21 protein-coding genes are annotated in these 25,022 nt (G+C 63.1%); 10 read left to right on the forward strand and 11 right to left on the reverse strand.

Annotated elements, in window-relative coordinates:
- Positions 1 to 38: 38 nt before the first annotated feature.
- From tviB to LDZ21_RS20300, 6 genes are read left to right on the forward strand one after another with little or no spacing between them, the layout of a single operon-like run.
- On the forward strand, positions 39 to 1,316 hold the full coding sequence (gene tviB / locus LDZ21_RS20275) for a Vi polysaccharide biosynthesis UDP-N-acetylglucosamine C-6 dehydrogenase TviB (RefSeq protein ID WP_244796483.1): 1,278 nt from the start codon (positions 39 to 41) through the stop codon (positions 1,314 to 1,316).
- Positions 1,317 to 1,351: 35 nt separating this feature from the next.
- Positions 1,352 to 2,437 carry an SDR family oxidoreductase gene (locus LDZ21_RS20280; RefSeq protein ID WP_244796484.1) on the forward strand — a complete coding sequence of 362 codons (1,086 nt, stop codon included), beginning with the start codon at positions 1,352 to 1,354 and terminating at the stop codon, positions 2,435 to 2,437.
- Between the two features lie 10 nt (positions 2,438 to 2,447).
- On the forward strand, positions 2,448 to 3,818 hold the full coding sequence (gene murJ, locus LDZ21_RS20285; protein ID WP_244796485.1) for a murein biosynthesis integral membrane protein MurJ: 1,371 nt from the start codon (positions 2,448 to 2,450) through the stop codon (positions 3,816 to 3,818).
- Positions 3,815 to 4,981, forward strand: a complete 1,167-nt coding sequence (locus LDZ21_RS20290; RefSeq protein ID WP_244796486.1) for a glycosyltransferase family 4 protein — start codon at positions 3,815 to 3,817, stop codon at positions 4,979 to 4,981. The genes murJ and LDZ21_RS20290 overlap by 4 nt, the downstream gene beginning before the upstream one ends.
- A 15-nt stretch (positions 4,982 to 4,996) precedes the next feature.
- Entirely contained in the window at positions 4,997 to 6,172 is a 1,176-nt protein-coding gene (locus tag LDZ21_RS20295) for a glycosyltransferase family 4 protein (protein ID WP_244796487.1), read from the forward strand.
- Entirely contained in the window at positions 6,169 to 7,365 is a 1,197-nt protein-coding gene (locus tag LDZ21_RS20300; protein WP_244796488.1) for a glycosyltransferase, read from the forward strand. Before LDZ21_RS20295 ends, LDZ21_RS20300 begins: the two co-directional genes overlap by 4 nt.
- A gap of 111 nt (positions 7,366 to 7,476) precedes the next feature.
- Here the strand turns inward: LDZ21_RS20300 and LDZ21_RS20305 are convergent, their stop codons facing one another.
- From LDZ21_RS20305 to LDZ21_RS20315, 3 genes are all read right to left on the reverse strand, one after another.
- The gene (locus LDZ21_RS20305; RefSeq protein WP_244796489.1) at positions 7,477 to 7,719 is read right to left on the reverse strand and encodes a hypothetical protein; all 243 of its coding nucleotides are present in this window, start codon (positions 7,717 to 7,719) and stop codon (positions 7,477 to 7,479) included.
- 192 nt (positions 7,720 to 7,911) lie between these two features.
- Positions 7,912 to 9,087, reverse strand: a complete 1,176-nt coding sequence (locus LDZ21_RS20310; protein ID WP_244796490.1) for a right-handed parallel beta-helix repeat-containing protein — start codon at positions 9,085 to 9,087, stop codon at positions 7,912 to 7,914.
- A gap of 489 nt (positions 9,088 to 9,576) precedes the next feature.
- Positions 9,577 to 10,719, reverse strand: a complete 1,143-nt coding sequence (locus LDZ21_RS20315; RefSeq protein ID WP_244796491.1) for a GNAT family N-acetyltransferase — start codon at positions 10,717 to 10,719, stop codon at positions 9,577 to 9,579.
- Positions 10,720 to 11,194: 475 nt separating this feature from the next.
- Here LDZ21_RS20315 and LDZ21_RS20320 point away from each other — a divergent pair, with 475 nt between their 5' ends.
- Entirely contained in the window at positions 11,195 to 12,199 is a 1,005-nt protein-coding gene (locus LDZ21_RS20320; RefSeq protein WP_244796492.1) for a GNAT family N-acetyltransferase, read from the forward strand.
- A gap of 56 nt (positions 12,200 to 12,255) precedes the next feature.
- On the opposite strand, the gene LDZ21_RS20325 is transcribed toward LDZ21_RS20320, so the two are convergent.
- Both LDZ21_RS20325 and LDZ21_RS20330 read right to left on the reverse strand, forming a co-directional pair.
- The gene (locus LDZ21_RS20325) at positions 12,256 to 13,338 is read right to left on the reverse strand and encodes a hypothetical protein (RefSeq protein ID WP_244796493.1); all 1,083 of its coding nucleotides are present in this window, start codon (positions 13,336 to 13,338) and stop codon (positions 12,256 to 12,258) included.
- Between the two features lie 88 nt (positions 13,339 to 13,426).
- Positions 13,427 to 14,431: a right-handed parallel beta-helix repeat-containing protein gene (locus LDZ21_RS20330; protein ID WP_244796494.1), complete on the reverse strand. Its 1,005-nt coding sequence runs from the start codon at positions 14,429 to 14,431 to the stop codon at positions 13,427 to 13,429.
- Positions 14,432 to 14,550: 119 nt separating this feature from the next.
- On the opposite strand from LDZ21_RS20330, the gene LDZ21_RS20335 reads away from it, so the two are divergent.
- Together LDZ21_RS20335 and LDZ21_RS20340 are read left to right on the forward strand one after the other, a co-directional pair.
- Complete coding sequence (locus LDZ21_RS20335; RefSeq protein WP_244796495.1) at positions 14,551 to 15,105, forward strand: serine O-acetyltransferase; 555 nt, start codon at positions 14,551 to 14,553, stop codon at positions 15,103 to 15,105.
- 513 nt (positions 15,106 to 15,618) lie between these two features.
- A complete protein-coding gene (locus tag LDZ21_RS20340; protein ID WP_244796496.1) occupies positions 15,619 to 16,629 on the forward strand; it encodes an MraY family glycosyltransferase in 1,011 nt (336 codons plus the stop codon).
- Between the two features lie 24 nt (positions 16,630 to 16,653).
- Here the strand turns inward: LDZ21_RS20340 and LDZ21_RS20345 are convergent, their stop codons facing one another.
- Complete coding sequence (locus LDZ21_RS20345; RefSeq protein ID WP_244796497.1) at positions 16,654 to 17,673, reverse strand: polysaccharide deacetylase family protein; 1,020 nt, start codon at positions 17,671 to 17,673, stop codon at positions 16,654 to 16,656.
- Positions 17,674 to 17,858: 185 nt separating this feature from the next.
- On the opposite strand from LDZ21_RS20345, the gene bluB reads away from it, so the two are divergent.
- Positions 17,859 to 18,503, forward strand: a complete 645-nt coding sequence (gene bluB / locus LDZ21_RS20350; protein WP_244796498.1) for a 5,6-dimethylbenzimidazole synthase — start codon at positions 17,859 to 17,861, stop codon at positions 18,501 to 18,503.
- A gap of 3 nt (positions 18,504 to 18,506) precedes the next feature.
- Here bluB and LDZ21_RS20355 read toward each other — a convergent pair whose 3' ends face one another.
- From LDZ21_RS20355 to fae, 5 genes are all read right to left on the reverse strand, one after another.
- The gene (locus tag LDZ21_RS20355; protein WP_244796499.1) at positions 18,507 to 19,721 is read right to left on the reverse strand and encodes a YeeE/YedE family protein; all 1,215 of its coding nucleotides are present in this window, start codon (positions 19,719 to 19,721) and stop codon (positions 18,507 to 18,509) included.
- A 268-nt stretch (positions 19,722 to 19,989) separates the two neighbouring features.
- A complete protein-coding gene (locus LDZ21_RS20360) occupies positions 19,990 to 21,093 on the reverse strand; it encodes a lipocalin-like domain-containing protein (RefSeq protein WP_244796500.1) in 1,104 nt (367 codons plus the stop codon).
- Entirely contained in the window at positions 21,093 to 23,654 is a 2,562-nt protein-coding gene (locus LDZ21_RS20365) for an FtsX-like permease family protein (protein WP_244796501.1), read from the reverse strand. Before LDZ21_RS20365 ends, LDZ21_RS20360 begins: the two co-directional genes overlap by 1 nt.
- Complete coding sequence (locus tag LDZ21_RS20370) at positions 23,651 to 24,346, reverse strand: ABC transporter ATP-binding protein (RefSeq protein ID WP_244796502.1); 696 nt, start codon at positions 24,344 to 24,346, stop codon at positions 23,651 to 23,653. Before LDZ21_RS20370 ends, LDZ21_RS20365 begins: the two co-directional genes overlap by 4 nt.
- A gap of 123 nt (positions 24,347 to 24,469) precedes the next feature.
- Positions 24,470 to 25,003: a formaldehyde-activating enzyme gene (gene fae, locus LDZ21_RS20375; protein ID WP_244796503.1), complete on the reverse strand. Its 534-nt coding sequence runs from the start codon at positions 25,001 to 25,003 to the stop codon at positions 24,470 to 24,472.
- Positions 25,004 to 25,022 lie beyond the last annotated feature (19 nt).

Below are 25,022 nucleotides of genomic sequence, written 5' to 3' on the forward strand. Positions count from 1 at the left end.
ATCCTATCTACGCGTTGCTACGAGACTGGAGAGACTTCATGCGTTCGCTTACTGACCAGAAAATCGCTGTGATCGGCCTGGGCTATGTGGGCCTGCCGCTCGCCGTCGAGTTCAGCAAGCATCATCAGGTAGTCGGGTTCGATGTGAACCGGCATCGCATCGACGCGCTGCGCGAAGGACACGACGCGACGCTGGAAGTCGCCGACGACGAGCTCCGCGCCGCCGAGACACTCTCCTTCAACGATGATCCTGCCGCGCTCAAGGACTGCACCGTGTTCATCGCGACCGTGCCGACGCCGATCGATCGACACAAGCGCCCGGACCTCGGCATGCTGTTGCGCGCGAGCGAAACCATCGGATCGGCGCTGAAGCCCGGCGACGTCGTCATCTACGAATCGACCGTGTATCCCGGCGTGACCGAAGAAGAATGCGTGCCGGTGCTCGAACGCGTGTCGGGGCTGCGCTTCAACGTGGACTTCTTCGCGGGCTACAGCCCCGAGCGCATTAATCCGGGCGACAAGCTGCATCGCCTGCCGGACATCAAGAAGGTCACGTCCGGTTCGACACCCGAAGTGGCCGAAGCGGTGGATGCGCTTTATCGTCAGATCATCACGGCGGGCACGCACAAGGCCAGCAGCATTCGCGTGGCGGAAGCGGCCAAGGCTATCGAGAATACGCAGCGCGACGTGAACATCGCGCTCGTCAACGAGTTGTCGATCATCTTCAACAAGATGAACATCGACACGGAAGCCGTGCTGCTCGCAGCCGGCACGAAGTGGAACTTCCTCAACTTCAGGCCGGGTCTCGTCGGCGGGCATTGCATCGGCGTCGATCCGTACTATCTGACGCACATGGCGCAGTCCATCGGCTACAACCCCGAGATCATCCTCGCGGGACGGCGCCTCAACGACAGCATGGGCACCTACGCGGTCTCGCAACTCGTCAAGGCGATGACGAAGGCGCGTATCTACATTCCCGGTGCGCGCGTGCTGGTGATGGGCCTGGCGTTCAAGGAGAACTGCCCCGACATGCGCAACTCGCGCGTGGTCGACATCGTCACCGAATTGAAGCAATACGGCACTAACGTCGATGTCTACGATCCCTGGATCTCACGCGAGGATGCGTTCCACGAGTACGGCATCCAGCCGATCGAAGAGCCGGTCAAAGGCGTGTACGACGCGATCGTGCTCGCGGTTTCGCATCGCGAGTTCGCGGAGATGGGCGCAGCGGCGCTGCATGCGTTCGGCAAGGATCAGCACGTGGTCTACGACCTCAAATACGTGCTTCCCGCCGATGCAAGCGATCTGCGCCTGTGACCCGCGTTCAGGCGAGTACACGTTCGGAGACCCCGATGCCCGACCGATACGAATCCGTGTGCGAAGCGTTGCGCACGCGTCCGCAAACCTGGCTGATCACCGGCGTGGCCGGCTTCATCGGCTCGAATTTGCTGGAGGCGTTGCTCTCGCTCGACCAGCATGTCGTCGGGCTCGACAACTTCGCGACCGGGCATCGACGCAATCTCGATGAAGTGCGCGGCGACGTCGATGAACGCCAGTGGCGGCGCTTTCGTTTCATCGAAGGCGACATCCGCAACATGGACGACTGCAGGCGCGCGATGCAAGGCGTCGATCACGTGCTGCACGAAGCAGCGCTCGGCTCGGTGCCGCGTTCGGTGCGCGACCCCATCGCGACGCACGACGTCAACCTGAGCGGCTTCCTCAACATGCTGTGCGCCGCACGCGATGCGCAAGTCGGGAGCTTCACGTATGCCGCTTCGAGTTCCACCTATGGCGACCATCCGGGCCTGCCGAAGGTGGAGGACCGCATCGGGCAGCCGCTATCGCCGTATGCGGTGACGAAGTATGCGAACGAACTGTACGCATCCGTCTTCGCGCGGACTTATGACTTCCATGCGACCGGCTTGCGCTATTTCAACGTCTTCGGTAAGCGGCAAGATCCTGAAGGCGCGTATGCGGCAGTAATACCGAAATGGACCGCCGCGCTCATCGAGGACGAAGGCATCACCATCAACGGCGATGGCGAAACGAGCCGCGACTTCTGTTTCATTGACAACGTGGTGCAGGTCAACATCCTCGCGGCCACGGCGGATAAAGCGGCGCGGGGACAGGTGTACAACGTCGCGGTCGGGGATCGCACGACGCTCAGGCAGTTGTATCAGGAACTCAAGCGGGCACTTGCCAAACATGGCATCGAAAGCCGCCGGGAAGCCGAGTACGGGCCATTCCGCGCGGGAGACGTGCGTCATTCGCAAGCCGATGTCTCCAAAGCCGAGCGCCTGCTCGGTTACGGGCGCAAAGTGGCTTTCGCGGAAGGCATCGAACGCGCCATGCCGTGGTACATCCGCTTCCTTTCAGAACAAGCTGATCGCGGGCCAATCGGCGCACACGCGCCTTCGGCCGCACGCAGCGGGACATGAGGCAGATGCGTTGATCTCACAATTTGCTGCACTGAAGAACCGCCTCTTGCAGCTTCACCCGGACCACCTGCGCGCGGCGCGGGGCATGGCGCGGGTGGCCATCTTCGTTTTGCTCGGACGTTGCGCGGGCGCGGCGAAGGAGATGGTCATTGCGTATCGTTACGGCATCAGCAACGTGGTCGACGCCTATCAGATCACGTTGACGCTCGTCTCGTGGTTGCCCGCCGCTTGCTCGGCCGTCTTCGCGATCGTGCTCGTGCCGGTGTTCGTCGATCTGCGCCGTGAATCCGCCGATGAAGAGACGCGCTTTCTCGGCGAACTGCTCACGTGGGCGATAGTCGTCGGAGTCGTGTTCACCGCGATCATCTATATCGTCTGGCCGTATGTCATCAACTTCATGGCGGGCAATCTATCCGCGCAGACGCGCGAGATGGCGCATCACATGATGATCGTGATGGCGCCCATCGGCGTGCTCATCATGGTCGTCACCGCGTATTCGACGCGGCTTCAATCGCGCGAACGCCATATCGCGACGCTGCTCGACGGCCTGCCCGCCGTGATGACGCTGCTGCTCGTGCTCTTCGTCACCGGCAACAACGCGATGACGCCGCTCATGTACGGCACGCTGCTCGGTTATATGGCGCTCGTGCTCGTGCTGTGGCCGCTCGCCGGCAAGGTCGAGGGCAGGTACAGCCGCCTGAGCCTGACGTTCAGGTCGCGCCGCTGGCGGCCGATCTATCACGCGGTGCGCGTCTACATGCTGGGACAGCTCGTCGTGTGCTGCTCGCCGGCCATCGACCAGTATTTCGTCGCGCATCTGGGCGATGGCGCCGTCGCCACGCTCGGTTATGCGAATCGTGTCTTCGGCCTGCTGCTGAGCATGGGCGCGCTCGCGATCGCGCAAGGCACGCTGCCGGTTCTGTCCGACATTCTCGGCAAAGACGACGTCAATCGCGCACGTCATACCGCGTTCCAGTGGTCGCTGCTCGCGCTCGGCGCGGGCGCGGGCGCCGCGGTCATCGCGTATCCGCTCGCGCCGTGGGTCGTCGAAGTGCTGTTCCAGCGCGGCGCGTTCACGGCGCAGAACACGGTGCTCGTCGCCGACCTGATGCGCTACGCGCTGGTGCAGTTGCCGTTCTACTTCGCGTCACTCGTGATGATGAACCTGCTGTCGGTCGAAGGCCGCTATAAGGACATGGCCATCGTGACCGCGCTCGGCTTCGCGGTGAAGGTCGTCGCGAATGCGCTGCTGACGCGGTGGATCGGCATGCCGGGCGTGCTGGTCGCCACCGGCTTCATGCATGCGACCGTGTTCTTCGTCACGATGATGATCACGCGGCGCGTGCCGCCAGCCAATCTCACGGGAGGCGCTGTTCGATGAACATCACGCTGCTGGTCAGCTCGATGGGAAGCGGCGGCGCGGAGCGCGTCGCGGCCACGCTCGTGAACGCATGGAGCGAGCGCGGCGACACCGTCACGCTGATCGCTACTTATAGCCGCAAGCGCCCGTGCTTTTATGCACTGTCGGAAAAGGTCCGCTTCATTCATCTTGCTGAGCGCGTGCGAAAAAGCCGTGGCGGCGTGGCCGGATATATCGAACGTCAGTTTGCCTTGCGAACGCTGATACGCGAAAGCCGCGCGGATGTCGTCATCTCGTTTCTTTATAACGTCAACGTGGCAAGCGTGCTTGCGACGATGGGCCAGCGCGTGCCGCTCATCCTCTGCGAGCACAACGATCCTTCCGCCGATGGCCGCCCCGCGTTCTGGAATTTCGCGACGCGCATCGCGTATCCGCACGCGGACGCCGTGACGGTGCTGACGGAGAACGTCGTCGAGCCGTTCCGCGCGATGGTGCCGGGCGTGCGGCACATGACCGTCATGCCGAATCCGCTGCCGCCGGAGCTGTTCGCGCAGCCCGCGCCCGCCGCGAGCGCCGATGGCCGCATGCGCCTCGTATCGTTCGGGCGGCTGCATCGTCAGAAGAACTACGGATTACTGATCGATGCGTTCGCGTCGATCGCGCAACGCTTCCCGCAGTGGGATCTGACCATCTGGGGCGAAGGCGCCGAACGCGCTGCGTTGCAGGCAAAAATCGATCAGCTGGGCCTCAAAGAGCGCGTGTTCATGCCCGGCGTAACGAACGAACCGTGGCTGGAAATGCGGCGCGCACAGGCGTTCGCGATGTCGTCGCGCTTCGAGGGCTTCGGGCTTGCGCTTGCCGAAAGCATGGCGCTCGGCGTGCCGGCGGTCGCTGTCGATTGTCCGAGCGGCCCGCGCGATATCACGCGCGATGGCGAAGATGCGCTGCTCGTGCCGCCGCACGACCGCGATGCGCTCGCGGACGCTCTGGCTCGCCTGCTCGGCGATGAAGCCCTGCGAGCGGACCTTGCACGCAAGGGCGCGCAATCGATTCGCGAGCGATACGCGGTCAACGCGATTCTCCGCATATGGGACGACCTCTTCGCACGCGTCGGCGCATGCACAGGAAACGCACAACAGCCTGCGGCGATCGGCATGCAGAACCATCAGCGGCAAGTGCTTTGAACGGAGATCCGGGCCATGAACAAAGTCATTCTCTTTGCCAACACCGACTGGTATCTCTACAACTTTCGCCTGTCGCTCGCGTATCGCTTGCGTGACATGGGCCACGAAGTCGTGCTGATATCGCCGCCCGGCGAATACGGCCCGCGTCTGCGCGAACTGGGCTTTCGCTGGCATGCCGTGCCTATGATCCGCCGCAGCCTCAATCCGCTGCGCGAACTCAATCTCGTGCTGTGGCTCGCGCGGCTGTTTCGCGAGGAACACGCCACGCTGGTGCATGGCTTCACCATCAAGAGCGCCGTGTATGGCTCGCTCGGTGCAAAGCTCGCGGGGGTGCCGGCGCGCGTGAACTCGGTTGCGGGACTCGGCTATGTGTTCACGAGCCGCGATATCAAGGCGCGGCTGTTGCGTCCGGTCGTGCGCCGCGTGTTGCGGCTCGCGCTCGACGGCGAGGGTTGCGCGCTCATCCTTCAGAATCCGGACGACGTGCAGATGTTCAGGAAGGCGCGCCTCGTCGACGACACCGCCGTGCATCTCATCAAGGGCTCAGGCGTGAATTGCGCGCGCTTTCAGGCGCGTTCCGGCGACGCGCCGCACGCCCGCGAGCCGCTGCGTGCGCTGCTTGCCGCGCGCATGTTGTGGGACAAGGGCATTGCCGAATTCATCGATGCAGCGCGCATATTGAAGCGCGAAGGCCGCACGATCCGCTTCATTCTCGCGGGGATGCCGGATGCGGGCAATCCGGCGTCCATCGATCGCGCGACGATAGAGGGCTGGGTGGCCGAAGGGCTCGTCGAATGGCGCGGCCACGTCAGAGACATGCCCGCGCTGCTCGCCGACACCGACGTCATGGTGCTGCCGAGCTATCGCGAAGGCTTGCCGAAATCGCTGATCGAAGCCGCTGCGTGCGCACTGCCGCTCATCACGACCGATGCGCCGGGCTGTCGCGAAGTCGTCAGCGTGAACGGCGAGGATGGGTTGATCGTGCCGGTGCGCGATGCCGTCGCGCTCGCCAATGCGATGCGTCTCATCGACGACGACCGCGCGCTCGCCCGCAAGCTCGGCCTCGCCGCACGCGACAAGGCGCTGCGCGAGTTCGACGAAGCCATCGTCATCGACAAGACGCTCGGCGTCTATCAGACGCTTGCGCCGGTGCGTCAGGCCGCGCCTTCGTCCGTCGGCATTGCGCCGTGAAGATCGTTCACGTCATCACCGCGCTGCCGGCAGATGGCGCCGAGATGCTGCTGTATCGGCTCATACGCACTTCGCGTGACAGCGGGGTACGGCACGCGGTCATATCGCTGTCGCCGGAAGACACGCTCGCTGCGCGCATCCGCGAAGCCGGCGCCGAAGTGCGTATCCTCGGCATGCGGCCCGGGGCGCCCGGGCCTGCTAAGTTCGCGACGCTCGTGCGCTGGCTCGATGAACTCAATCCCGATGTCGTGCAAAGCTGGCTTTATCACGGCGATCTGATGGGCGGTCTCGCCCTGCATGCCGCCAACGCCTGGCGACGCCTGCGCGGATCACGCGCGCCGCGTCCGGCGCTCGTATGGGGCATCCATCATACGGACCTGCGTTCGACTGGCAGCAGCCGCATGACGCGCTGGGTCACGAAGGCGTGCGCCGTGCTGTCCTCGCGCGTGCCGGATTCGATCGTATGCTGCGGTGAAGCGGCGATGCGATCGCACGTTCAGGGCGGCTATTGCGCCGCAAAAATGACGGTGATTCCCAATGGCTTCGAGCTGGATGTCTTCAGGCCGATGCCGCAAGCGCGCGATGCGTTGCGCCGCGATCTCGGCTTCGACGCGGATGCGCCGGTGGTCGGCATCGTCGGGCGATATCACGCCGTGAAGGATTATCCGAACTTCATCGCCGCGATGCGTCGCGTGCTCGACGTGTTGCCGCACTGCCGCTTCGTGATGGCGGGACGCGGGCTCGATCGCGACAATCGCGAACTCGTGTCGTTGCTCGAAGAAGCAGGCGTCGCGCATGCGGGGCGTCTGCTCGGCGCGTTGCGTCATCCCGAGACGATGCTCGCCGGACTCGACGTGTTCTGCCTGTCGTCGCGCAGTGAAGGACTGCCGACTGTCGTCGGCGAAGCAATGGCCTGCCGCGTGCCTTGCGTGGCCACCGATGTGGGCGATACGGCATGGCTCGTCGGCGATACGGGTCTGGTGACGCCCCCTGAAAACGCGGACGCGTTGGGGCGCGCACTCATCGACATGCTGACGATGCCTGCGGAAGAACGCTCGAGGCTGGGTTTGGCGGCTCGCGAGCGGATCGAGCGCGTATTTTCGATCGAAACGAGCTGGCGCCGCTATGAGGAAACCTATATCCGTACGACGAACGCGTTGCGCGAATCGCGCGCTGAACGGCTCAACGCCTGAACGGTGGATGTGGGAATGCGTCGGGCGTCGACTGACAGACTGAGGATTGCGCATGCGCCACCGATTGCGGCGCGGCGTGCTGTCAAGAACGCAGAATTTGCACAGGCAGAGTCATTTCTGATGACTGGAGCGCGATGAATGCCCCGCTTCCTTGGGCTCGAGTTCGTCCGGCTCGTGCATGCGGCCGCGCAGGCCGCCCCGCAGACCGGGCGATCGCTCGCCGCCGCCTTCGTCGCTGCCCTTGGCGCGCCGATGCCGCCGGCGCGAAGGCAGCAGCACGTCGGCCGCCGCCAGCAAGGCGAGCGCGACGACAGCAAAGAACACTATCGTGCCGACAGTAGTGGCGAAGTCCATTCCCTCTCCAGACGGATCGACGCTGGGTAATCCCGCAGCCGGGATTACTTAGAGCAGCATCCATGCCATTAGTTTTCGGCATTTTCCGCCGAAAGTTGAGGGTGGGTGCAGGTGATTGTCAGAAAAAGACAGTTGCGTGAAAGAGAGGCCGGCCTGACGCGCCGGCCTCCCATCGACGGCTAAACCCTTCGATTAGCGCGTGTACGTCATGTTGGTCACTTCGACCGAAGGACCGGCGTTGTCCCAGTCCGTCTTGCTGAAGCCGAGCGCCGAGTGCATGTAGACCGGCTTGTCGCTGGTGATATGACCCGTCACCGTACGGCCGTTCAGTTGCAGGCCGCCCACCGCATACGCCACGTGATAAGCGGCGTTGTCGCGGTGATTGGTGATGTCGATCGACACGTTCTTCGCGACCGGGCCCGGCAACGCGCCGAGATACACGAGGATGCCGTAGCGCGTGTTGTTGGTCGTCGGGCTGATGACCTTGATGTTTTGCAGCACCGCGTTGTTGTCGTTCGGCTCGATGTCGAGGCCGGCCGAAGGCATCGTGCCCTTCGTGTTCGACCACGTCGGCGTATCGAACGTGATGTTGCTGCCGCTCGTGATCGTCGCGCCCTGGCGGCGGTTGCCGTCCGAGACGTGCTTCGTGATCGTCACGCCGTTGCTCGGCGTCGTGCGCGTGCGATACGAATTGCCGATGTACACGCCATCGCCCCAGCAGTTGATCGTGGTCGGCGACGTGATCGTGACGTTCGTCGCGCCGGCGATGGAAAGGCCCATGCCCTGACCGCCCTCGTTCGGATCGTTGGTCGCGGAATTGAGTTCCTTGCTGCCGTCGAGATAGGCGTTCTCGACCTGCACGTTGTTCACGTCCCACATACGCATGATCTGATAGCTGGGCGTGCTGTGCGCGAGCAGCTTGATCGACGCGCCGGTGGCGAAGCGGATATGCGAGTTCGTGCGCAGATCGACGCCTGCCGAGTCGATGCGGACCTTGCCCGAAATCAGCAGGATCTTGCCGACCGAACCGTCGATGGCCTTCTGCAGCGCGACGCGGTCATTGGTAACGCCGTCGGCCTTTACGCCGAACGAGCTTGCGTCGACGACCGTACCGGACGTCGCGGTGCTGGCCGCTGCTTGCGTCGACGATGCAACGTTGGTGCTCGATGCCGCCGCCGTGGTCGCCGCGGCCGGGTTGCGACGCCACCGCTTGTCGGTGGCCGCCAGATCATCGGCGCTGCCGCCGCCGCAAGCGGCGAGGACCATCACACCGGTGCAGGCGGCAACCGCGTTCAGCAATTTGCGGCGGGTGAAAAGCGGGTTGTGAATTTGATCGGAAGAAACGAGATTATCTTTGGAAAATGGCATTGTGCTTGACGTTATTAATAGGCGACTGAGGAAAGGAATGTCCGTCGAGACCGAACTCGGACGAATTGCAAAGCCGTTCAACCGGGGCGAAAAAGTCGCCCAAAGCATGCAAGGCCACGAATGCCGGTCAAACTTACTTCATAACGCTTACGCGCAAAGTATCTAATACCGATACCGGGTCCGTATGATACAGAACGTGGTATGACAATTCGGAATGTTTCGTAACGCGATGTAACGATCGAGTGGGGACAGGTCGAAATGGCGGGTACGTACGTTCGCGCAATCCCCCGCCACACGTGGGATTGAGGAAAACGCTGCCCTATTGATCCGACGATTAAAATGAATCGCGGTTGGAGATAAAAAAACCCGTCGTTGCTACCGAACCACGGGTTTCTAGTATGACGAAAAGTGAATATCTTGCCGTTTATATTCTTATGATTTTATTGGCTCAAATCTGTTTTGATTGCTCTATTCCCCGAAAATCGCTCTTTAGAGTTTTTCCGACGCGACTTTCGCTTTGCCGCGTCGCATTTCAGCGCGAAGCGCCGCGAGCTTGCTAATGCCGTCGTTGACGGCGAATGCCACGCGTCCCCACGAGGACTGCGCAATCTGAATGCTGGACGCCGCCGACATATTCCCCTTGCTCCAGTAAGGTTTGAATGTCTCGGACCCGACGCCGAGATCGAAGTCCATGCCGTTTTCCACTGCCCAGCGCACCCACGCTTCGATCGTGATCGCTCCCGGCGCGAGTTTGCTGTGGTCGCGGTCGAATCCCGCCATCACGCCGAGCATGATGCTTCTGCCTAGGCCGACCATGTTCGCCGCGACCGGTACGCCGTCGAGCATCAGCACCATGACGCGGGCGTACGGCCTGCCATCGCTATCGGCGGGATGGTTCGCCAGCGCCACGAGATAATCGCGGAACGCCTGCGAGTAGAGCCAAGCGCCCTTCTTGTCCACGCGCTCGGCCCAGCTGCGCTTGCACGTGAGCATCCAGTCGATCATGCGTGCGTTCTCTTCTTCGTCGTCGGGGCCGAGTATCCGCATCTCGACCTTGCCCTGCCGTTCCAGACGCCTGAGCAATGCGCCCGGCTTCTTTCCCGACAACGTGCCGAGCGACGCCGCGAAACTCTCCCAGTCCTTCTCACGCGACAAGCGCGCGATCGCATAGGGATGCGCCTTCGACGTCACCAGTCCTTGATGGCTGGTGGCGAGGCGGAACAGCATGTCGTCGTGATCGAGATAAGGAAGCAGGAAGATATCGGACGGACACCGCTCGAGTGCCGCACGCCAGATCGATTCAATCAGTTCAACTGATACATGTTCTGGGTCGATCAGCACGGTCGTATAGTCCGCCGATTCGGGGCTCAACGGCCGAAGCACGGTCCACAGCCGATTGCGCGAACGAACGAGCGGCCACACCGCAATGAGTTGCTCATCGCGAAGAACCGCGACGATGCGCAGCGAACGTCCGATCGGCTTCGCCACGCGCTCCCAGCTTAGCCAGCACGTCACGAACGATTCGTGATGCCGTCCGCCGGCACGACGCCATAACGCCTGCCATTCATCGGCGAGCGCATGGAATTCCTCTGTCGTTTTGATGATGTCGATACGGTAGGCTGGTGCAATCATGAATGTCTCTGCGGCGATGCATGGGTTACGATGTCTGCGCCTCGAACAGTGCCCCGAAACGCGCATGGCAAGCAATCTATTGGCTGTCCTGTGCTTGCGCATCTTGCATCGCAAAGCAACCGGCGCAACGTGCGATGCCGTACAGTGGTGCACGCGAGTGGTCCATTACCCTGCGGTAATCGCTTGTAATAAGTGGCGCGACGACCATGCTTGACATCGTCGAACTTATGCATTGCCTCTTCTGACATACAACGTCGACAACGCTTCGTCACCCGATTCACCAGCATCCGAGCGCGGTCGACTGCGTAGGAACGCTTGCGTCTCAAAGCCTTTCGCAGATTTAAACGCGTAGCGAACTGCATCATGAACCGAGTTGCGAGGGACAATGGACAACGAATGCTATTCAGTCAGCACTTCCACTGTTGCAACGAAGCCGAAGCCGACGAAAGCGAAACCGAATAAAGCGAAGGAGAGCGTGAAGACCGTCCCGGCGGGTAATATCAAGCCGCAAGGTCTGACCGCGCGATCCATCTTCCATGAACCGTGGTGGCTCGAAGCAGCGACAGACGGAAAATGGGGCGTTGTCGAAGTCAAACAGGGCGATGACGTCATTGGTGAAATGCCCTATATGCTGGAACGCAAAGGCTTGTGGCGCATTTCCGAATTGCCGCCGCTGACGCGCACGCTCGGCCCTGTCATCAAACCGCAACGTGCAGGCGGCAGTGATCGCGAGTGGTGTTATCGCATGGAGATCGCGGATCAACTCGTCTCGAAGCTGCCGCCGTGCGCCCACTTTCATCAATTGATGGACACGCGCATGTCGGAAGCGGAGGCTATTGCATTCTCGTTGCATGGCTACGATGTCTCCATCGGATACACAATGGAGATTCCCCCCGAACGCACCGAAAGCGAAGCGTGGTCCGCGCTTCGCCGGAATACGCGCAACTGGGTGCGGCGTGCGACGGAACGCCTCACGATACGGGAGATTGCGAGCCCCGATAGTTTCGTCGACTTCTACGACAGCAACCTCGCTATTCGCAAACGCAACAACGTCTACGGCTCGACGATCATGCGGCGCGTGCTCGGCGAAGTGCGAACGCGCAATGCCGGAGTGATGCTCGGCGCATTCGACGACAACGGCATGCTCGTCGCGGAAACCGCGCTGGTCTGGGACGACCGTGCGGTGTATTACATGCTGTCGTCGCGCCGCGCGGACGCACACGGCGGCGCAATCAGTCTGCTGATCTGGGAAGCGGCGCGCATTGCCCGCGAGAAGAAGCTGATCTTCGACCTGGACGGCATCTCTACCGCGACGATACTCGACTTTCTATCGGGTTTCGGCGGACGGCTCGTGACGCGCTATGAAATCGAACGCATGCGCGCGGATTACGGCGCGCTGCGCACCGTGCTTCGCGGCGAGAAGATGGCAAGCAAGACGGGCGCGAAACGCCTGCGCAAAGCGCCGCTCGAAAAGACCTGACACCGCGTTCGTCATCGGCGGCTCGATGCCGTCGATGACGAATCGCGCGATTCGTTCTAACTGCCGATGAAGTACGCGTACACGCCTTCGTAATAGCTTTTGATCACTTCAGCGGACAGCACCAGCATTATCCCTACTACCCACCATATCGAGAATGCGTTCCTGAAACGAATCTGCGGCACGATGAAAGTCATCATCAACGGGATGCAATACCATACGCGTCCCTTGCCGAATGGAAAGAGCAAAAACGCGAGCAACAAATAAAGCACCAGAACGATATGCATGGTGCATAGCTCCGTCCAGACGGTCGATTTTGCCTCCGGGCGGTTCTTCCATTCCGAATATAGAAACACGATGGAAGCCGTCATGTAGATGACGAGCAGCACGACGAGCTTGATCGTGAAATCGTTCTGATATCCCGAGTATTCCTCGATTCGCCTGCCGCCGAAGTTCTTGAACAGGAAACCCGCCGACGACACCAGCATGAAAGCCATCGCGCTCGCGCTGCCGAAGGCGAGCCGCCTGCGGTCGCCGCATAGCCGTATCGTCAGCAGAAGCAGCGCCGGTATCGCGAAGGTCGTGTGAATGAAGCACGCGAGCACCCATCCGGTGACGGGGCGGTGATAACGCAGCGTAAAGAGCATCGCAATGCCGAACGCCATGCCCTGACGAATCTGGAAGGTGCCGACCGTCGCGAGCGCCATCGGCACCACGGCCCAGAGGACGAGACCGAGCAGCGGCCGCCTCACTTCGAGCAGCGCGATGAACACGAGCGCGTTGAGCATGACGACCGTGATGCGGACGCCCGTTTCAGGCGTGAATCCCAGCGCATTCAGCCCGACCACCCACGCGCGCCAGCCGAATTCCTCGGTGACCGTGCTGATAACGAATGAAAGGGTCGACGTGCGCGCCTTGTAGGTGCTGACGAACCAGTCCCACGTCGTTCTTCGGAAGTACTCGAGGTAATTGTCCTGATCGAGCACGCTCGATACATGGCGCGGCGTTGTCGCCATGATGACCAGAATGACGACCGCGAGGGTGACGAACAGCCAGCCGCCCGGCGTCGCGAGAAAATGCTGCGCACGATGCACGGCACGCCAGTTCGACGCGCTTCGGCGCTGCATCGCTCTTGCTCTCATCGGAGAATCCTCGCGTCTAGTGGCGTCGAACAGCGTGCTGTCATGCGCGCGCGCAGTCTGTGCGCTGTACCACAGCATCTCGAAAGCTCTAACGAATCAGCCGCAATCCCGTCACGACGATAGTTGGTCCGCGCTTGTCGTAGTCGACGTTTTCCACGGACGCGAGCCGCGAGTCGATCCAGGTCGGTGAACGGCTTTCCACGCGCCCTTTCACGATGAAGCCTTTCGTATCGAGGCCGGAGACGCTGAAAGCATTGTCACTCGATCCTTCATCGCGATGACCGCTGATGGATATATCGACGTGCTTCGCCAGCGGCCCCGGAATCTCTGCAAGAAAGACCAGAATGCCGATCTTGCAATTGCGCGTGACCGGATCGACGACGCGGATATTCTCGAGTACGTCACGATTGGAATTCGGTTCGATGTCGAGCCCCGCTGAAGGCGCCGTTCCCGCGATGTTCTGCCACGTGCACCGCTCGAGCGTGATGTTCCTGCCGCTGATGATCGACACGCCCTGCCGCCTGCAATCGCTCGCGCGATGCTCGACCAGGCGAATGTCTTCGGGCGGCACGTGCGGCGAGCGATAACTGTTCGCGATGTAGACGCCATCGCCCCAGCAGCCGGTGGTGACCGCCGACCGAACTGTTACGTTCGTGCTGCCCGCGATGGAGATACCCATTCCGTAGCCTTCGTCGCGACGCTTCGGCGTTGCGGCGTTCAGTTCCTTGCTGCCATCCAGCACAGCGTTCTCCAGGACCACGTTGGTCACGTCCCAGATGCGAATGATCTGGTAAAAGGGCGTATCGTGCGCAAGCAGCTTGATCGACGCGCCCGGCTCGAAGCGTACGCGCGATCCGCTGCGCAAATCGAGGCCCGTCGCGTCGATGCGGCAACGGCCATCGATGACGAGCGTCTTGTCGACGGATGCATCGATAGCGGCCTGAAGGCGCAAGCGGTCGTTGCTGGTTCCGTCGCCCTTTACGCCGAACGCGCTCGACCTCACGATATCCGCTGCCCGAACGGGCATTTCAGCAAGGGTTTTCACCAGCGCGCCGGAGGCAATGAGTTTCAGCGCAAGCCTTCTTTTTCGCATGACGCGGCGAACTCCTCTTTGCGTCGTTGGAAGACATCGAATGAAATGTGAGTTCTCAAACTTATACGCGATGAACGGCCCGTTACGCTACCGCGCACCGCACCTTCGTTAGGTTACCGATGAAAGCGATCGATCTGATCAGAAGCGATCTTTACCGCTATGCCGGGGCAGCCGATACGGGCACGCTCGTTCGAAAGTTCATATCCTCCGAAGGATTCAACTATTCCGTATGGTTCCGCCTGGCGTCGTCAAGACCGCGCGGAATACTTGGCGTACTCCTGAGAATTATTCTGCGCCGCAAGCAGCGTCAGTTCGGAATCGTCATTCCGGCCGGCACGATCGTGGGGCCGGGGCTTTTTATCGGGCACTTTGGAAATATCGTGGTGAACGAAACAGCTGTAATTGGCGCGAACTGCAATCTCTCGCAATGCGTGACCATCGGCTCGAATCATGGTCGGGCGGCGACCATTGGGGATAACGTGTATATCGGGCCGCATGTATGCATCGTCGAAGACGTTGTGATTGGCGATTCCGTCACCGTCGGCGCGGGCAGTGTCGTGACCACGGATGTACCGGCCAACGTCACCGTTGCGGGCGTGCCTGCGCGCGTGCTGAGCGATGACCTCGCGCGCAATCGCGCGGGTAGATATGTGCTTCGCCGATGGATTGCGTGAGCGCCGCGTAAAGTCGCCGTCATCATATCGACATACGCTGCGTCTGCCATGCCTCCAATGCACAAAAGAAGGCTTTTGAGAGCGGCCAATTGTTGACCGAAACGCGGCCTAGCCAACATTTCACCAACAAAAAAACGTGCCATTAAAAAGGCATGTCGAGAGATGATATTCGGACTCCCAACATGATTCGTTTAGCGGGATATCCCTGATTAATCATAAAAAACGCGGGAATAAAAAGGGTTATCACTCGTTTCGCCGATTGCATATCCGGAATATCGCCTGATGCAGCAGCTTCATTGCAAGACTCGTGGGCCGGCGCATCGGCCTGCCACATCGGAGTAGGCTTACTTCGCGATCCGATCAACCGTCCGCGCTGTTGACCATGAGCACACGACAATGCTGAATCTCGCCCTCGGTTGCCTGACATCGTTTTGTCTGACTCTTTGGATCGTGAAATACACGACTCGCGCCGGGTCTCGATGGCTCGATTCCGACTTGAAGGGCGTACAGAAGATGCACACCGTCCCTGTTCCGCGCGTCGGAGGCATCGCCATCGTGGGCGGGACTGGAATCACGTTCATCGTAGGCGGCATGTTCGACGCCAACCCGCCCGGCGAGTCGCTGCTGCTGCTCGGCTGTGCGGCGATACCGTTTCTTGCCGGAAGCATCGAAGACGTGACGAAGCGCGTGAGTCCGCGCATCCGGCTGCTCGCCGCGATGGCCGGCGCGATCTGCGCGGTCTATGCGCTGAACGCGGTGCTCGGCCGCGTCGATCTGCCTATCGTCGATCGCGGGCTCGCGCTCATGCCGGTCGCCATCGGCCTGACCGTGCTCACGGTGTCGGGCCTGACCAATGCGATCAATCTCATCGACGGCATGAACGGCCTCGCGTCGGTGTCGGCGATCCTCATCTTCGGCTCCATCGGCTTTGTCGCGCATCAGGTCGGCGACTGGCTCATCATGAGCGTCGCCTTGACGTTGATCGGCACCATCCTCGGCTTCGCGGTATGGAACTACCCCGGCGCGGCGATCTTTCTCGGCGACGGCGGCGCGTATTTCATCGGCTTTCTCATGGCGGAGCTGCTCGTGCTGCTGATCGCACGGCATCCAAATGTATCGGCGTGGTACGCGGCCGTGGTGGCCATCTACCCGCTCTTCGAGACGATCTTTTCGATCTACCGGCGCAAGTTCGTTCGCGGGCGGCCCGTCAGCGAACCGGATGGCGTGCATCTACATACGCTGATCTATCGGCGCATCGCGCTGCGCGGGGCCGATTTTCGCGATGCCCGTCAGCGAGGCCGGCGCAACGCGCGCACATCGCCATATCTGTGGGCGTTGTGCTCGGTGGGCGTCGTGCCTGCATCGTTCTTCTGGAATCAGCCGGTCGTGCTGTTCGCAACGGACATCGTGTTCGTCGGCGCGTACGTGTGGTTCTATGCGTGCATCGTGCGCTTCAAGACGCCGCGCTTCCTGCTCGGTCATTCTTCGATCACGCCGGCCACGTCGCACGAGACGCGCCGCTGATATTCAGGCTCGGAACCGCCCGGATCACACGGCGGTTTCGAGCGCGCTGGACGCACGTCCATTCACGTGAAGACGCTCGCCGAGCGCGCACAGTTCTTCCATGTTCAGCGAAACGAAGCCGTATCGCTCGCGAAGGACGACGTAGTGATCCGCGATACGCTGCAGGAACGCGATACTCTCCGCCGTGTCGCGCCCGAAGTTATGCGGATGCCACCACAAGTGATAGAGCCGCTTGTGGATCGCGGCGTGCGTCATCGCATCTTTTATCCGGTTCAGGCGCAGCCTGTCCAGCATCGCGACCTTGCGCTTGAAGGGCCTCAGAAAGCTGCTCGCCGGAAAATTGAACGGCATCGAACGAAAGCAGTCCTCGAGCGCGTGCGTGTTGTGGCCCGACACGTTGACATAGGCATCCAGCAGGCGGCTCGCGCGCCTGACGCGGCTTTGTCCTGCCTTGTCGGAGGCTGCATAGGCGTGTCCGCCTTGCGTGCCGCGATAGCAAAGAATGCCATGCTTCATCAGCACGGCGAGATACGCATCGTTGCATTGATTGCGCGGAAACACGATGCTCGTGATGTCCACGCCCGAGCGCCGCGCCACGTCCACCGCATAGGCGATGTCCTCTTCGAACTCGCGCACGCCCTGCCCTTCTTCCAGACAGTAATAGTGTGAGTACGTGTGCGTGCCGATGGCCTGCCCCGGCTGCGCGGCGATGCGTGCAATCAGTTCGGGCGCGAAGTGATAGAGCGGATCTAGTTCATGCGCGGCATCGATATATTCATACGGCGATATTCCGGGCCGCTTGTAGTGCGGACGCGCTGCCGGCAGGCTCGCTTTGAGCTCGGCGGTATCGCTGTGAAACATGAAGCCGACGGTCGCCCATGTCGCATGAATGCCGCTGTTGCCGAAGACGCTCAACATCTGCGGAATCGCGCGCCGCCCGCCGCGCAGATTTTCGCCATAGCTTTCGATGGTCCGCGTCTCGCGCACGCCCCACAGCAGTTCGAAGTCGAGCGAGACGGTGAATACGCCGTGATCGAATGTCATGTGCCTGCCTGGTCGATGAGAATGCGGACGGCGAGCGTGCCGAACGGCATCGGACATGCTCGCCTATTTTCCCGGCGGCGATGGTGGCGTACCGCACCGTCGCGCAACTTTGCGCGTGTCACGGCTGTGCACGATTGCGCGATGCGGATACAGTTGCCCTACCGCGCATGCATGCCTATCGACGAATGAACGAGACTTTCAGCGAATCAGAACGAAACGCCGTCTACCGCGCAATCGCGCAACGACGCGACATGCGCCACTTCGTCAGCGATCCCGTCGCGCCGCAGATCATGCAGCGGCTCATCGATGCCGCATTGCACGCGCCGAGCGTCGGCTTCATGCAGCCGTGGCGGATCGTGCGCATCACGTGCGCGCAGGTTCGCGAGCAGCTTCATGCAGCGGTGGAACGCGAGCGGCTTCTCACCGCCGACGCGCTCGGCGAGCGCCGCGATGCGTTCATGCAGCTGAAGGTCGAAGGCATGCGCGAATGCGCGGAATTGCTCGTGATGGCGCTGATGGACGGCCGCGAGCACCACGTGTTCGGTCGCCGCACGTTGCCGGAGATGGACCTTGCGTCGGTGGCCTGCGCGATTCAGAACATGTGGCTCGCGGCGCGCGCCGAGGGTATCGGCATGGGATGGGTGTCACTGTTCGACCCGCGAGAAATCGCCGAATTGCTCGCGATGCCGGCAGGGGCGCGGCCGGTGGCGATCCTGTGCATTGGCCACGTCGACCGCTTTTACGACGCGCCGATGCTCGAAACGGAGGGCTGGGCGAAGCGGCGGCCGCCAGAGGAATGCGTCTTCGAGAACCAGTGGCCGCGCGAGTGAGATTCAGCAGGACGTGGGTTTGAGCCGCTCGACTTCCAGTCCGAACACCGGACGCAGCCGCGTGCCGAGCACGTTGCCGAAGAACGCGGCGACGAGCCACAGCCAGCCGTGCAGGCTGCCCGACACGATGCCGCTGAAATACGCGCCGATGTTGCAGCCATAGGCGAGCCGCGCGCCATAACCGAGCAGCAGGCCGCCGACGATGGCGGCGATCAGCGAGCGCATCGGCACGCGCCAGACCGGCGCATAACGTCCGGCGAGCGCGGCGGCGAGCATCGCGCCGAGCACGATGCCAATGTCCATCACCGAAGTCACGTCATGCGAGATGGGTGCCGCGAGCGTCGCGGCGTTGGCCTTGCTCGTCCAGTAGGGCCAGCTTGCGACGTCGGCGCCCATCGCGGAAGCCGCCTTCGCGCCCCACAACGCGAACGCCGACGTGACGCCCCACGGCCGTCCGGACAACGCGAGCGTCGCGAAGTTGAGCACGGCGAGCGCGAGCGCGCCTGCCAGCAACGGCCACGGCCCATGCAGCCACGGCGACGTATGTGCGGGCTGCACGTGCGCCGCGACGAGCCTTCCGTGCCGTCGCTTTTCGATGAACACGGTCAATGCCGCGATCAACGCGAACAGAATCCAGTTGAAGGCGAGCGCGGGCGCGAGACCCATCGACTTGACGAGCGATATCGCTGGAAGCGAAGGGAGTGCCGTCCAGAACGGCATGTGCGCGGTCGCGATCACCGATCCGGCGATGAACGCGAGGAGCGTCACAATCATGCGCGTGCTGCCGCCGCCGACGGTGTAGAGCGTGCCGGACGCGCAGCCGCCGCCCAGTTGCATCCCGATGCCGAAGATGAACGCGCCGACGACCACCGACGTGCCTGCGGGCGATACGAGCCCGGTCACCGGCATGCCGAACAGCGTGCCTGCGGCGAGCGCGGGGAAGAACAGCGCGACGCCGACAGCGAGCATGACCATTTGCGCGCGAAGACCGGCGCCGCGGCCATCGGCGATGAATACGCGCCACGCGGAAGTGAAGCCGAACGCCGCATGGTAGAGCACGATGCCGATTAGCGCGCCGACGACGTAGAGCGCGGCCTGGCGTGCGCTGGCGGTTTGCGCGAGATACCACGCGCCCGCGACGATCAGCATTGCCGCGATGCCGAGCGGCGTCGGATTGATATCGCTGCGGCGAGGGAGAGGACTGGTTAGGTCGGACATGACTTTCTGGGTTTTGTGAAGGGTTAACCCGGTATTGTGCGGGTTTTGGGGGAGGCGCGCTGGCGCACGGGGTGAAGTGCTTTTCTGGAAGCATTGCGTGTTCCGCGGGCGAGCATTGAGCCGGTTGCGGCCCCGTCAATGAGACCTCGCTCCATGCCACCCATTGCAACTAGCGCAATTGCGCTCACCCTGGGCAAGCGAAAGGACAAAGCGGGATTGAATCAAGAAGGGATCATTGCCTGTTCAAAGCCGGGCAGCCCGCGTTGACTCACCGCTTCCCCCCTTCCACCGCCTTCGCATACCCCGTCAGCTCCAGATACCCTCTCCCCCGCCGCCCGGCGCTCTGCGCTTCGCCCGTCACCGTCACCGCGCCCTCCCAATACACCGCGCCCGTCGATTCGCGCGAGTCCAGCTCCTGATCGTCGATCAACGGAGCCAGACGCCAACGCATCCCGCCGACGCGCACCGTCATCGCCACCGGATACTCCGTGTTCGTGCGCGGCGATCGCCACTGGCGCTCCGGCGTGAATTCCACATCGCCCGGGCCGTATTGCGTCGTGCGGCCATCGCTGCCACGCAGCGCAGCGTGCGACCAGACCGCCCGGCCAGCGCGGGAGCGGACCTTGAAGGCCATTAGCGCCGCGCCATCGTCCAGATTCGCGCCGAGCCAGTCCCAGCCCGATGCGTCCGCCGAAAGCAGCGTGCTCGACCACTCGTGATCGAGCCACGCGCTGCCTTTCACGTCGACCGTCTCGCCCTTCCCCGACGACGACGGCCGCGTCACCCGGCCGCTCACCTGCAATTGCGGCTCGCTGTAGTAATAGCTCGCCTGCTGCGGCTGCGGACCCTTGCGTGAATAGCCGCCCTCACCCTGGATCATCGGCGGCTGCGTCGGCGCAAAGACGAGATGCAGCGCGAAACCGGCGGCATCGGCGTCGGCGTCGACGGCATAACGGCCATCCGGATCGCGAACCATGCGCCACGCGTCGAGCTTCACATCGGTATTGCCCGCGTTCGCATAGGCCAGCCCGAAGCCCTGCCGCGCGATGTTCTGATCGTGCACGAGCCGTCCATACGCCGGATCGGACAACGCCGCGTGCGCGACAATCAGTTGCGACGGATCGAACGCGCCCTCGCCCCCGCCCTTCCCCGTACTGGACCGAAAGAACGTTATCTGAAAACCGAGCGGCTTGTGGTCCGGCGTCTCCAGCCAGCCGGTCGCGTACCACCATTCCGTGCGATACGGCGGATGCGCGCCGCTGTCCTGCGGCCAGTCGATCGCTCGCCCCGGCACGACCGCCGCGAACTGCGGTTCGGCGGCGAGCGCGGCAATCGAGAGGAGCGCGATCAGCATCGTCGATAAAGCGCGCATCACCAGTCCTCCCGCACGGCGCGAACCGCATCGACCGATACGGCGCGCCGCCCCGCCAGCACCGCCGTCGTGCACGAGGACACCAGCATCACGCAGCCGATGATGAGCAGCATCGTCCACGGCACGTGCAGCGACATCGTCCAATGGAAGGATTGCGGATTCACGACGAACACGAGAATCAGGCTGATCGCGAAGCCGAGCACGCAGCCCACCGCGATGCCCAGCACCGTGAGCAGGCCGCCTTCGGAGGCGAGCAGCGCGAGAATCTGCTTCTTCGTCACGCCGACATGCCGCAGCATGCCGAACTCCCGCGAGCGCGCGAGCGTCTGCACCGAAAACGTCGCGGCCACGCCGAACAGGCCGATGACGATCGCCACCGCCTCGAGCAGATACGTGACCGCGAAGCTGCGATCGAAAATGGTCAGCGTGCGCGCGCGGATATCGCCGGGCTGCGAGAACTCGAGCGCATCGCCGAACGGGAGCTTCTGCAGCGCCGCGATGACCTGCCCCGCCGACGCGCCCTTGCGCAGGGTGATGCCCGCATCGGTCGCGCCCATGTCGCCGGTCAGCCGCCGATAGTCCGCGAGGCGAATCTGCAGCGCGCCGGTCTGCCGCACATAGTCGCGCCAGATGCCCGCGACGACGAAGCGCTCGCTCGCGCCGCCGACCGGCAGCGTCAGCCGTTGCCCGGTGCGGTAGCCGTACAGGTCCGCCATCGCCTCGGACGCCCAGACCGGCGTTTCATCCGTGCGCCACGATTCGGGCGGCAGCGTCGCGCCGGTCATCTGAAGCATCGCGCCTGGATCGGACTCGTTGATTTCGCGGGCGATCAGCGCGACCGGCGGCTTCGATGCATCGAGCGTGACCTGCGACGCCCGCGAGAACGCCGCATGCGCCACGCCGTTGGTCGCCGCGATCTGCGCCTGCTGGTCGGGCGTGAGGCCGCCCGTGTCGCCGCTCGACGCCACGCGCGCGTACACATCGGCGGAAAGGAGATGCTCCAGCCAGTCCACCACCGACACGCGAAAGCTCGCCACCATGATCGCCATCGCGACGATCAGCGTGAAGCTCGACAGCACGCCGCCCATTGCAATCGACGCCTGCCCCGGCGCGTTCGCCAGCCGCGCGAGCGCGAGCGTCGCCACCGCGCTGCGCTTGCGCTTCGCGCGCAGCCACCCATGCGTGATGCTCGCCGCGCCGAAGACGATGGCGGTCAGGCGCGGCATCAGCGCAATCCCGCCGATCAGCAACAGCGCGACAGCTGCATAGCCGGCGAAGGGCGCATCGTCGATGGGCGGCGCCTGCGTCAGTGCTGCACCGAGCGCGAGGCAGAACAGCGCGGGCCATGGCGTCGATAGCGGCGAGAGCGCGGCTTCCTCGCTGCCCGCCTTCAACGCCGGAGCGGGCCGCGCGCGAGCTGCTTCGAGCGCCGGAACGAGCGTGCCGGCGAGCGCCACGCCGATGCCGAGCGCGAGGAAAACCGCCGTGGAGACCGGCTCGAAGTGAACGCGCGGCTGGACGCCGGGGAAGTATCCGCCGCCCAGATCGCTGCCGAAAAAACGCAGCGCGATGCCCGCGACCGTGAACCCCAGCGCGATACCGAGCACCGCGCCCGCGACGCCCAGCAACGCGCCTTCCGTCATGATCTGCCGCACCAGATGCCCGCGCGTCATGCCGAGCACGCGCAGCATCGCGAATTGAGCGCGGCGTCTCACCACGCCCGCAGCCTGCGTCGAAAAGACGAGGAACGCGCCCGTGAACAACGCGACGAGCGCCAGCACGTTCATGTTGATGCGATACGCCCGCGACAGCCTGTCCGTGCGGCTTTCGATATCCCGCGTCTGCCCGACGACGATGCGCGCGCCGAGTTCGTCCTGCAACGCGCGCTGAAACGCTTCGCGATCGACGCCGCGCGCCAGTTGCAGATCGATGCGCGTCAGCCGGCCCTGCATGCCGAAGCGCGACTGCACGGCGGCAATGTCCATCACGCCGATGCGCTGCCCCGGCAACGCCCGCACGACGCCACCCGCCACGCGCAGCGGCACCGGCGACGTGCCGCTTTGCAAATCGACCTGCAAGCCCACGCCGGTATGCAGCCATTGCTGCGCGGCGGTCGAAAGAAAGATCGCATCGTCCGATAAGACGTCGAGCGGCGCTTGCGGCGACGGCACGCCGGTCAGATCGGGCGCGATGCGTTTCGCGCGGAACACGTCGATGCCGAGGACTTTCAGCGGCGCGGCCTGCTTCGGCACGGCGGCATCGACTTCGAGCACGGGACTCGCCATCGCGACGCCGGGCCGCATCGCGAGTATCGGGTAGAGACGTTCGTCGATATACGGCTGCACGCCGCGCACCTGCAAGTCCGCCTGACCGGAAAGACTGCGGGCGGCGGCGGAGAATTCGTTGAACGCGGCGCTGTTGATGAGCTGCACCGCATAGCCGAGCCCGACGCCCAGGGCGATCGTGAGAATGGCGACGAGCGCGCGTCCGCGATGACTGCGCCATTGCGCGCCGAGCAGCCAGCGGGACAGCAGGCGATGAGCGGCCGGGCGCGCCGTCATCGTGCACGCGCTTCATTGAACGCCGAAAGCGATGCCGCTTCGTGCAGGGTGCCGTCGGCGAGAACCAGCACGCGGTCGGCGAAGGCCGCCGCCGCTCCCGAGTGCGTGACCATGATCGCGGCGGCGCCGGTCGCTCGCGTTTCGGTTCGCAGCAAGCCGAGGATTTCGTGCGCGGTTTGCGGATCGAGATTGCCGGTGGGTTCATCGGCGAGGATCAGGCGCGGCCGATGCACCAGCGCCCGCGCGATCGCCACGCGCTGCAGTTCGCCGCCCGAAAGCTGGCGCGGAAGATCGTCCTGACGATTGAAGAGGCCGACTGCCGCGAGCATGCCGTGCGCCGGCGCAATGGGCATGCCATTGAGGAGGAGCGGCACGGCGACGTTCTGCACGAGCGTCAGATGCGGCAGCACGTGGAACGCCTGGAACACGAAGCCGAGCTTTTCGCGGCGGGTGCGGGTGGCGGCTTCGTCGCTCAGTGCCGAGATGGATACGCCGTCGATGAGGATTTCGCCGCTGTCCGGCGCGTCGAGTCCCGCGATGAGATTCAGCAGCGTGGACTTGCCGACGCCCGAGTCGCCCATGATCGCGATGAATTCGCTCGATCCGAGCGTGAAGTCCAGTCCCGCGAGAATGGTTCTGCCAGAACCGAAAGTTTTATGAAGGCGGCGGCATTCCAGTGCTGGGCGGGTCATAGGCAGGCGCGTTCCGGTGTTCTCGGGTGTTGCCTATTATGCCTAGGTGTTTCGTCGGATGTGAACGTGCCTTTGCGCCCGTTGAAGCGCCGCCGCGCGCTTTTAGTGAGGATGCCGTTTCAATCAGCTCCAGTCGTCCATATCGTGCTTGATGCTGTGGCGGTTCGCGATCAGCGTCTCCACGCTCGGCTCGTTGCTCATCGCGCGCTGGATGGCGAGCTTCGTCGCCTCGTAGTTGGTGCGATACATGTCCTTCTTGTCGAGATTGGCGTCGGTCACGCAGCGCGGATCGATCCACACGAGGCTGATGATGCATAGCTCGTTGGCGTGCTCCTTCGGCAGGATGCCTTCGATCAGGCAATCAACGACGGCATCGGCGGTGGCCGACTGGACCACGCCGCCGAATAGCTCGATGGTCGGCATGTCCTTCAGCGTGACCTTCGGGACGATCATCGTCGCCGGCCGGACCATTTGATTGCATGCGCGGATCGCGAACATCGCGGTATGCCCTTTCGACTGCGCCATCATGTTCGCGAACGCATGACCGACGGGGCCGTCGACACGCCCAATCAGGATTTCCGGCATGGCGTCGGTGGCCTGGCCGGGCGCGGCGAAAACGGTGGCTTCGCCGGCGCGAAAGGTGAGGTCTTGAGGCATGAGGCGGCTCCTTGGGTCG

This window comes from Caballeronia grimmiae (assembly GCF_022879615.1).
In the GTDB taxonomy this organism is placed as follows: Bacteria; Pseudomonadota; Gammaproteobacteria; order Burkholderiales; family Burkholderiaceae; genus Caballeronia; species Caballeronia grimmiae.